Source organism: Runella limosa DSM 17973, from assembly GCF_000482465.1.
GTDB lineage: Bacteria > Bacteroidota > Bacteroidia > Cytophagales > Spirosomataceae > Runella > Runella limosa.
In genome coordinates this window covers 306,088-315,661 of the sequence record NZ_KI519426.1, presented here as the reverse complement: position 1 = coordinate 315,661, position 9,574 = coordinate 306,088, and the positions used below count along the sequence as shown (strand labels likewise).

The following is a 9,574-nucleotide window of genomic DNA, read 5'->3' as shown; positions in this document are numbered from 1 at the left end:
GGTTATTTGGTTGATATTCCAAGTTGGTCGGGCAGTTAAAAACTGCCATCTATTCTTAGTACGCAGTGTTCTATCGAACACTACGCACAACTGGGCACAATTGGGGCAGTTACCCATTCGGATATAACTGTTTTTGAAAATCCTCATCCCACCATATTTTTACTTCTATATTTCCATTGTTATATAGCTTAAAAGTTGCTTTATTCCATTTGTTATTCTCAGAAGTTTCACTTTGCCATTCATAAAGTAGCATATGTAAATCCCAACTAAAATCTGGGTCATAACTGATATATCTTATTGAGTCCATATTTTGGCCAAAAATATACCCTTTAATACCTGAACCTTTTTCTATTGTATAATACTCAATTTGATGACAGGCACCATAGCCTTCTAACCCTAAATTAAGGGTGTTGAGTTTGTTGATAATTTCTTGCTTGTATTCCATGTTTAGTTTATAAAGTTTTGAGTGAATTCACTATTGTTAATTTTGTACTTTACAACAAAACCAACAGGTCTTCTATCTACCCCATATTTTATTGTAATCTCAACATTTACTTTTTGAGGTGTTGTGTAGGGTGCTTCGCCTTTTAGAGCTTTTGCCCATTGGGCTTCCATATTATACCATGCTCCATCTGTTTTACGTCTTTGATTAAGGTCATATCGCATAGGTACAATATTAACAGCTTCATTAGGACCATAAAATTGATTGCCTATCAAATGTCCTCCATCGTCACCTCCTTGTTTATCTTGAAATTGAATCTGGTCTTGGTAGCTTAATTCTCGTTCTCTGTCACTATTTAACTGTAAATCACCTGAGACTTTTTTCACCCGACCATCAGCATCAGTTTCAAACAAATACCCATCAACATTATACTTAGCATTGGTTTCAAGTAAGTCTGTTGCACTTCGTGGTTTATCAATTTTTATATTTCGATTTGATCTGCCTTTTTTTGTCGCTCCTTTCTCAAAAAACTCTTTTATACCAGCTACCACTCCCTCCACAGCCCAATCACAAGCATCATCGGCGGCATCGGCAGAGAGGCGACAGTTGGTACGTTTGTAAAGTTTTAGTACACCATTTTTTACCTTATATCCAGTTGAGTTGATGTAATCGACGCCATACAGTACTTTGGATTGTATCCAGCCACTGCCTGTTTTCCAACGCAAATTACGTAAAAGCCCTTGAGAAAACTCCCCAATTTCAATGCCTGTCGCAGAAGCAATCTTATAAACTTTCGTGTTGGTACTCAACTTAACTATTTTCCATTTGATGCCGTTTATAGTACGATGTATCGTTTTTAACTTGCTTTCTACTTTCTCAATGGCTTGCACTACTTTTATAAGCCCTTGTGCTTTGAGTCCCGTTTTTACCACACCACTTACTTCGCCAATGCCCACAAACATCGAAGCGATGTCGAACATCAATTTACCTTGGTTGTAACGGCAAATAGGCTCCTGTACGCAAATAGTTTGGTCTAAGTACTCAGCGGCTTGTTGTTTGAGATCGCCCCATACTTTGTCTCGAAGCTGACCGTCGGTAGCTAACGTTCGGAAAAATTCAAAAAACTCAATTGTTTTACTCCGAACATCTTGACACTTAGCGCTGTAAAATCCTGGGCCAGTAGGATTAAAGCAAATAGCACATTCGGAGGCACTTACGGCGGTTTGGAATAAGTCTGAAACTGTCAGATAAGCCCCGTCAATAAAGCCTGCGATAAAAGCAGGGTCAGAGAGGTAAGCTGTTCCGAGGTTGTTGTCCCAGAGGCATTTGGGGACAAGGCCGCCATTGTGAGGTGCAAAATTAGTGGATTGACATCGCTGGAGAACCTTCCAAATGGCAGAGAATATACCTTCTTCTGCCTTTTTTGCCCCTTGAATGGTTGCATTTCGTGCCGTACAAACATCGGCATAAGTAGCGTCAAAAGCCGCCAAACGCCCGCCTGCAAGGTTGGTAGTGCTGTCAATCGGTGCAGAACAGCTTCCTCCGTTTTCAATGAGGTAAGTGAGCCCTGCCAATTGCTGGTCATAGCCTTGTTGGATGAGGTTTTTATCGGCTGTGTCGTAGGAGTCATTAGTGAGTAAAGCTGCTTTGGCCGCCTCCAATTGTTGTTTTAGGTACTTAGCACTTTCAATGTCTTCGGCCGTTCCTTTATAATTTTGGGCAAAAAGTTTAACATTCGGCAGCAGTTCTTTTACGGCATCCACCAACGCATCGACATCAAGAAGTTGCTTATTAGGGTCAACGACGAGTTCAATTTTACCATTAACGAGCTCGTAGCAGTCGTTGATGGCAATGTTGTCGAAAGTCACGGCCACGTTTTGGGTAACACCCATGGGCAGCAGCACGCTTACGTAGCCACGGCCTGCTGAGAGGCTACTTTTTTGTTGGAGTAGCCTCTCTTACAAGCAAAATTCTTGGGTTCGATTCACACTTTCGTGTTTATCAAAATGTCAATGAACGGTATATGCTATTTATTTTAGGTACTCAGTGTCCAAAGAACACCACGCACAACTGAGGAAATATATTTGGACAAATATCACTCATATGTATTAGGTTTTTCTTGAAATATTGAAGCTGCATAAATACTTGGGTACTCATCTTCTATTAATGTACTATATAAATATGCAATATAGTCTTCGTTTTCGTACCCATATTTTGAGACAACAATAGGAATCCATGTCTTACCATCATCGTTCAATTTCATTTTCCAATGACCACCATTTCTATAGATATATGATTGTCCTGTATAGGCAACTAATCCTAAAATAATGTCATTGATATACTTTTCATCAATAATTGGCTTTTTTTCAATAAAATATACATCAAAAAGAGACAAGCTATCTGTAGACATGTCTAATTCGGTTTTATTAAATTGAAATTTTTGAGTTAAATCATCAATAATTTCATCAATATAATTTGGAAACTTAATACCGTAAGGGTTTAAGTTTTTTAAAATGTGATTCCCTGACATAACTATTAGTGTTTTATTTACTAAAATCTATTAAAGACGCTCCTCCTGCATAAGTACCTATTAATCGTACTTTGTTCCTCAAATATGCATCATTTTTAAGTGTGGAAGTAGAAACTTTCAAGTAAACATCCTTTCCTTTTTTAAAATATTGACAATCAGATTGTAGTACAGCAATATTTCTACTACCAGCTTCTCTTAGAATTTTATCCTCTAAATTTACACCTACTGGGGTTACTATCACTAAATAAGAAGCGTTTGCTTCTGTAGCACTTTTTTTAATAGGTGTTCCTATTCCAAATAAAGTGCCTAACCAACTTGTAGTATAAAAGGCATTATTTTCTTTCATTAGTACATTTAAAAAACCCTCAATTTGATCTTCATTTTTTGGATTATTCCCTTTGAAATATATCATTTTTTCAGCCCTTAATGTAAATTTTGCATCTATAAATACGCCATTTGGCCACCAATAATATACCCTTGTTTTTTTTTCACTAACCATTTTTTCTTGTATAGTACCTGATTCAGCAATAGCATCGGGTATTACTGATTTAGGGTTAAGATTTGGGTTTTGAACAGGATAAGATGCTCCATTTTTAGGTCTATCTAATGATTTTAAAACCGCATTCTCAAATATTACACCGATTCTTACAGGGAAAAGTTCATTTACATAAGGAGCTGTCTTAGGGTTTTGAAGAACTTTTGCTTTAACCCCAGCATCAAGGCACAAATCTCTCATCTTTTCTGGCGTTAAATCTTCCCAATGTTCACTGTCAGCTACATATTCTTTTAGACCTAACTGTACGCTCTCATCAATGATAGGTTCTTCTAAATACTCATTGGGGATAAAGTTTTTTACTACAGCATCACAGTTGATAGCTCCTATCCGTTTATTTGTATTACTATTAGTCTGCCTTTCACAAAGAAGTAAATCGTTAATATTATTAACCACAAAGTCCTTTGTTTCATCATTTATGGTATTACTACTACTTAATTTTACTTTGTCTTTTTCAATATCCTTCAAAATAGCATTATATTGAGTAGTATCTCCAATGGCTTTGGCATCTAATAAGGCTTGCGCCTTGTATTTCAAATCGTCTATTATACCTAAAGCATCATCGACATCAAGAAGTTGCTTATTAGGGTCAACGACGAGTTCAATTTTTCCATTAGCGAGTTCGTAGCAGTCGTTGATGGCAATGTTGTCAAAAGTCACGGCCACGTTTTGGGTAACGCCCATGGGCAACAGCACGCTTACGTAGCCACGGCCTGTTGAGAGGCTACTTTTTTGTTGGAGCAGCCTCTCTTACAAGCAAAACCCTTGGGCTTAACTCACACTTTCGTGTTTCTCAAAATGTCAATGAACGAGAGTTATATTAAATTTTGATTAGATAGACACAAACTACCTGTTTATTTTTAGTACATAATGTTATTCACTTCTTCTCATAACAGAGGAGAATCTCACAGCTTGAAATTATTTTTAGAACCTAAACCGCCTAACTTACAAGATAAACTTCCAGTCGTTTTGTTCGGCATAATTCAGCATGAATAGGGGAACTTTATCTAGTGAGTTATCTATTTATCTAAATTCTCTAACCTTGCTTTGGCATATTCAAATGCCATAATATAACAGGTAAATGTTATATATTCATTAGAATAAGGGGGTGAAAAAGCTTCTGCACCTCCTAACCAATTATTAATAATTTTAAGGTTTTCGTCATTAAGAGACTCTACGATTTCTTTTAATTCTTCTATGGAACAATTAAAAATCATTGAGTCCCTAATACCATCATCTTCTATGCCACATTTTGAAGCAAATGGAATTAAAATATGTAATTTTTGGGGTATATTATTAGTATTCATATTAAAATTTAGTTAGTTTTTACCTATAGTTGTTCCATTCTAAATAATAAGCCTTTCTAAGATCCATAGGTACTTGTGCTGCATCAAATTGTCTTTCTGCTAAAATTCTAATTTCAGCTTCTGTGATAATTTTGTAGTCAACAGTTGTTGTTCCTTGTTTTATAAGCATTTCAGATCTCTGATGATTAAAAGAATCAAATTTCTCTATTTGTATTTGGCCTAATCTTGCTTGCCTAAGAATATTCTGTGCTTGCCCACTAAGTTTGCCTTCAACCCCCAGCAATCAAACAATGTATTATTTTTCATAAAATCCCATTCTTATATTAGTTCTGAGAAGACACAGACTATGGGTTTAAATAACCTTACGAACTTCCTTTAAGTTGAAATCCTGTGACTATATAGATTGAGAAAGTTTGATAAAATTTAGCCAAATATTTAAAAATAGCAATAATTTCTCCGTAGGTATTTTTAGAAACTCTCCATCATAATTGTGTATATAGGATTTTTCAGCGTGAACAAAGACACTTGTTATGCCACTGCCAAATTCCATTGGCAAGGGATCTTCCCATTTTCCAAATATTGTTTGTTCAATACCAATTTTAAGGATTTCGATATCTTTTACATCTGTATAATCCCAAAAAAGTTCTCCTAATCCCTTGTAAGAATCACTAGTCTCCATGAAAAAACCCCAATCTGTATCGAATTTTTTCTTAGTTAGTTTTATTTCAAAGCTCATATAATATGAAATTTAAGGTTTATAAATTGGAAAGACAGTACTTATATTACCAGATGAATCTAAATAAAAATGCAATTCAATACCATTGGATGTATAGCTTTTATATTTATTACCTGTTAGAAGAGATTTTCTATTAAAAGCATATGAAATTTCTTCAAGTACTTTGTTTTGACTCCATTTATCTGGAAAAAAAGTAGATTTTCCTCCTTGGTTATATTTTACTTTCCAGCCTGTGCCATTGATAGGAATCAGATCTGGATGATATATTTCAACTTTAGCTTGATAAATACCATTAGCATCGATAGGTGTTATGTTACTTATTCTTACATCCCCTTCTACAAAACCAGCCGTTCTATTTGATATAGCTAACTTATGATGGACTCCTATTGCTTTGAAACTAGGTTGTGTTTGTCCCTCTGAGGGCGGGATTTTTGAAATTTTTCCTTTGAAAATTTCGTCAATAGTTTCTTGGGTAATTTCTGCTACAAATTTACCTTTTCCCAAAGCTTTTTTAACAACTTCCGTTAAATCAACAGATTTGTTATTTATCCATTTTCTAAAATCAGCCGTTTTGAGGTTGGTTTTGGTTAGAATCGTTTTTCCATTTACAACCAAAGCTTCTACTTTTCGGATAGATTTTTTAGCAATACTTGCGGCTCTTACTGCCAACCAGGTAGAAGCGGCACCTCCTGTCAATATTTCTTCCAAAACAGCAGAGGCTACAAATCCTGTTATCTGCCCCCTAATATGGGCACATTCTACGGAGGCAACAGCACCGTTTTGATCCCAACAGGTACAACTATAGGCTTCTCCAACCGATGTACTGACAACGTCGTAGAGTCCTTTCGTCATTTGAAAAGCATCAACCGTAGGTTTAATCAGAAGAGGCTCATTCAATAAGCAGTTTTCAAAGTAGCTTTGCCCTGTAACAGAGGAATTAGAGCAATTTTTAATGTATTCTAAAAAGCCTTTTAATTTGTCCACTCCGACTTTTGCAATAGCTTCTGAAAGGCCAATGGCATCTAGGTTGCCAAAGAATTGATGGACAAAGCCTTCTACAAAGAGCAAATTGCACTTGGTATCTCCCGTTACACCAGCTGAGTTGACCCGTAAAAGAGATTTTTTATACTCTGTTTCCTGAACAATTAAATTGATAAGTTGAGGAAAGTTAGACTTATCAATCACGCACATCAAAACAGGGGTAAGCAACCTTTCAGCCCACGAAGTGAGGTATTTTGTGATAGGGTTGTCGGCATTGGTGGCGGCCAGTCGTGCATTACGGGACTGGGCATAAGCAACCATCTCATTGTACTCTCTTAAAATAGAGTCTTTAAAGGCTTGAGTACGACAATCATCAGCCAAAAGGGAATCAATAGTGGGTTTGAGTTTGGCCAATTCGTCGAGTATGGCCTGTTTGTTTGCTGTCGCGTTTTTATTCAGGGCTAAAATTTTATCAATGGAGGTTTGGGCAGTTTCAATGCGAGCCTCGGTTTGAGCCAATAAATCTTGCATTCCTTCCCAAGCATCATCGACATCAAGAAGTTGCTTATTAGGGTCAACGACGAGTTCAATTTTGCCATTAACGAGTTCGTAGCAGTCGTTGATGGCAATGTTGTCGAAAGTCACGGCCACGTTTTGGGTAACACCCATGGGCAGCAGCACACTTACGTAGCCTTTGCTTAGGCTCGATTCACACTTTCGTGTTTCTCAAAATATCAATGAACGGTATAGCAGTTACAAACTGCTATTTATTTTGGATACGCAGTGTTCCAAATATATTAACTCACAACTGAGTCAATATAGCTTTCTAAGAATAGTTTTAATGTTTTTCTATAATTTTAATCCAATGATTATAACGCACCAAGTAGGTAATTAATAAACCAATAGATGTTAAGAGTAAAATTGTATAAGCCATATTTTGTTCTAATCGTTTATCGATATCAATTAAAATGGGGTCGTCTAAATTATTATTTATGTATATATTGTTATTTGCTAATATATATATAATAGGTAATATACAAAATATGAAAATATTTATCCAAAATATTCCCCTCTTAGAACTAAAATTTTTTAATAAAAATATTGAAACAACTGTAAAGAAATGATATATAATTAGAGGCACAATTAAGGCAAAATAAATTTGCATAAACATAATAGAACCAATTCCTTTGACTAATATTTGTAGTCCAAGTAAGTTTGTAGTTAAACTAATTAAAACAAAATATAAAGTATTGTAAAACACTTCCTTAAGAAAAAATCTAAGATTCATTGTGTTAAAATTTTAATTAATATGCGATTGAAGTTTATTTGACTCTATTTACCATTCAAATTTAGCTTCATAAGAATGTTCAATGGTTATATCACCTTTAGGGTCTATCGTTTCTAAAACTGTCCTCCTAATTAAACGTAAGTTTGTTTGTTGCCTGTCTATTTCAATATAACGTTTTGTATTCTCTACCCATTTATCATATCTATCTCTTTCAGTTTGTAGGGCTTTTAACGCTATAGGTTGATGTCCAAATGCCATTACATTTGATTTAAATATAGGATAAGGTAAAATGAAGCTATTTTTGCTTTCTAATCTTGCTATTTCATAATGTATAATCCCCATTAATGAAACTTTTTGTTTTAACGCATAATTAGCCAATCTACTAAAAAGATGATAATCCATCTTTTTTATGTCTTTATTAAAAAGTACTGAAAGTATCTCAGAAAGATTATGAACATATTTCAGGTAAAAATCCACGTCCGTCCTTATTAAATCTGGAGTTTCTCCAACATTTCTTCCATCCACATATTCATGTTCAAAAGTTCTATCTAACTTAACTTTATAGTTAAGAACATTGCCAATATCATCAACTATGGGTATTGATGTTTCAAGCAATTTACCATATAGCCTTTGTAAATGTGATTTTTGAAGTCTATATCTTAAATCAACATGGGAATAAGTGTCACCATATTTGTGTATTAGTAGTCCTAACTGAGAAAGATTTGATTTGTCTGTATTTATAATTTCTAAACAAGTTTTAAATTCTTCATCACTATGGAAACCATATGTAAGAGCATGCATTGAACGCTGATAATCTGGATCCCACCATGTTGTCTTTAAAATAGCAGTATTTGTGGTTAGTTCATTGTCAGGAAACTCTGCTGCTTCGGCAATTTTTTTTGCATCCTCTATTCCCAGCATTAAACAAATTAAGTACACTGTGCCATAATGGCCATCTGTTTGCCAAGCAGGGGATACCGGGGCATAATTTTCCATCCAATCCTCAATTGTAGGAATATACAAGTTACTTTCAGACAGTTTTTCGCTGATTGCTGATGGATTAGGACAAACTTCAGTTGATTCAACTGATTTTCTAAGGTTAGGGGCTGCATTGCTACAATTTTTCAATGTTGTCCACAAAGTAAGGGCTTCATTATATTTTTGCAATGCTAACTGTTTATTTTCTTCTGAGATAGAAAGGTTCTTTTCAATTGAAGATTTAAATTCTTCCATTAACTTGTCTATCTCATTTTTTTCTTTTTGAGTCCCATTGTATTGACTTAGTAAATCGCTTACCTCTCCCAGTACATCCTTTGTTTTTGTTTCGCCTAAATCAAGAATCCCTCTTTTATTAGGATCATACTCCGTTTCAATTTTTCCATTAACGAGTTCGTAGCAGTCGTTGATGGAAATGTTGTCGAAAGTCACGGCCACATTTTGGGTAACACCCATGGGCGGCAGCACACTTACGTAGCCACGGCCACTCCAAGCCCCCCCCGCCAGACCCGTCTGACCGCCCGATGGGGGAGCTACTTCGGTCACGGTGATGGTGTAGTCGGCAGCATTGAAGCTATCGCCTACGGCCAAATTACTAAGGCTGTTGCCTTGGGTAGGGGCATTAATGCTGATGTTTTGGCAAGTGGCGGTGCTGTAGTCTCTTACCACACAAGGTGTACCGCTGAGGGTAAAGAACACCTCACAACTAGCATTAGCGTAACGGGCTGGAAACCACCGCCC

At 35.9% G+C, this 9,574-nt stretch carries 10 protein-coding genes; all 10 read right to left on the bottom strand.

Features of this window, described 5'->3' with window-relative positions:
• Positions 1-109: 109 nt before the first annotated feature.
• Entirely contained in the window at positions 110-445 is a 336-nt protein-coding gene (locus K339_RS0126110) for a hypothetical protein (protein WP_028526241.1), read from the bottom strand.
• 2 nt (positions 446-447) lie between these two features.
• Positions 448-2,334 carry a DNA/RNA non-specific endonuclease gene (locus K339_RS0126105; protein ID WP_028526240.1) on the bottom strand — a complete coding sequence of 629 codons (1,887 nt, stop codon included), beginning with the start codon at positions 2,332-2,334 and terminating at the stop codon, positions 448-450.
• Positions 2,335-2,537: 203 nt separating this feature from the next.
• Entirely contained in the window at positions 2,538-2,972 is a 435-nt protein-coding gene (locus K339_RS0126100) for a hypothetical protein (protein ID WP_028526239.1), read from the bottom strand.
• Between the two features lie 13 nt (positions 2,973-2,985).
• Positions 2,986-4,209, bottom strand: a complete 1,224-nt coding sequence (locus tag K339_RS0126095; protein WP_028526238.1) for a hypothetical protein — start codon at positions 4,207-4,209, stop codon at positions 2,986-2,988.
• A gap of 335 nt (positions 4,210-4,544) precedes the next feature.
• Positions 4,545-4,832: a hypothetical protein gene (locus K339_RS0126090; protein ID WP_028526237.1), complete on the bottom strand. Its 288-nt coding sequence runs from the start codon at positions 4,830-4,832 to the stop codon at positions 4,545-4,547.
• A 19-nt stretch (positions 4,833-4,851) separates the two neighbouring features.
• The gene (locus tag K339_RS37770) at positions 4,852-5,115 is read right to left on the bottom strand and encodes a hypothetical protein (protein ID WP_028526236.1); all 264 of its coding nucleotides are present in this window, start codon (positions 5,113-5,115) and stop codon (positions 4,852-4,854) included.
• Between the two features lie 111 nt (positions 5,116-5,226).
• Positions 5,227-5,568 carry a hypothetical protein gene (locus tag K339_RS0126080; RefSeq protein WP_028526235.1) on the bottom strand — a complete coding sequence of 114 codons (342 nt, stop codon included), beginning with the start codon at positions 5,566-5,568 and terminating at the stop codon, positions 5,227-5,229.
• A gap of 12 nt (positions 5,569-5,580) precedes the next feature.
• Complete coding sequence (locus K339_RS36245) at positions 5,581-7,200, bottom strand: EndoU domain-containing protein (protein WP_169731900.1); 1,620 nt, start codon at positions 7,198-7,200, stop codon at positions 5,581-5,583.
• Positions 7,201-7,387: 187 nt separating this feature from the next.
• On the bottom strand, positions 7,388-7,837 hold the full coding sequence (locus K339_RS0126070) for a hypothetical protein (protein ID WP_028526234.1): 450 nt from the start codon (positions 7,835-7,837) through the stop codon (positions 7,388-7,390).
• A gap of 48 nt (positions 7,838-7,885) precedes the next feature.
• A complete protein-coding gene (locus tag K339_RS0126065; RefSeq protein ID WP_028526233.1) occupies positions 7,886-9,502 on the bottom strand; it encodes a hypothetical protein in 1,617 nt (538 codons plus the stop codon).
• Between the last annotated feature and the right edge of the window lie 72 nt (positions 9,503-9,574).

What these genes read in the sequence shown, in the direction of transcription:
- K339_RS0126110 (WP_028526241.1), bottom strand. Translation starts at nt 445, where the DNA reads ATGGAATACAAGCAAGAAATTATCAACAAACTCAACACCCTTAATTTA.
- K339_RS0126105 (WP_028526240.1), bottom strand. Translation starts at nt 2,334, where the DNA reads ATGGGTGTTACCCAAAACGTGGCCGTGACTTTCGACAACATTGCCATC.
- K339_RS0126100 (WP_028526239.1), bottom strand. Translation starts at nt 2,972, where the DNA reads ATGTCAGGGAATCACATTTTAAAAAACTTAAACCCTTACGGTATTAAG.
- K339_RS0126095 (WP_028526238.1), bottom strand. Translation starts at nt 4,209, where the DNA reads ATGGGCGTTACCCAAAACGTGGCCGTGACTTTTGACAACATTGCCATC.
- K339_RS0126090 (WP_028526237.1), bottom strand. Translation starts at nt 4,832, where the DNA reads ATGAATACTAATAATATACCCCAAAAATTACATATTTTAATTCCATTT.
- K339_RS0126080 (WP_028526235.1), bottom strand. Translation starts at nt 5,568, where the DNA reads ATGAGCTTTGAAATAAAACTAACTAAGAAAAAATTCGATACAGATTGG.
- K339_RS0126070 (WP_028526234.1), bottom strand. Translation starts at nt 7,837, where the DNA reads ATGAATCTTAGATTTTTTCTTAAGGAAGTGTTTTACAATACTTTATAT.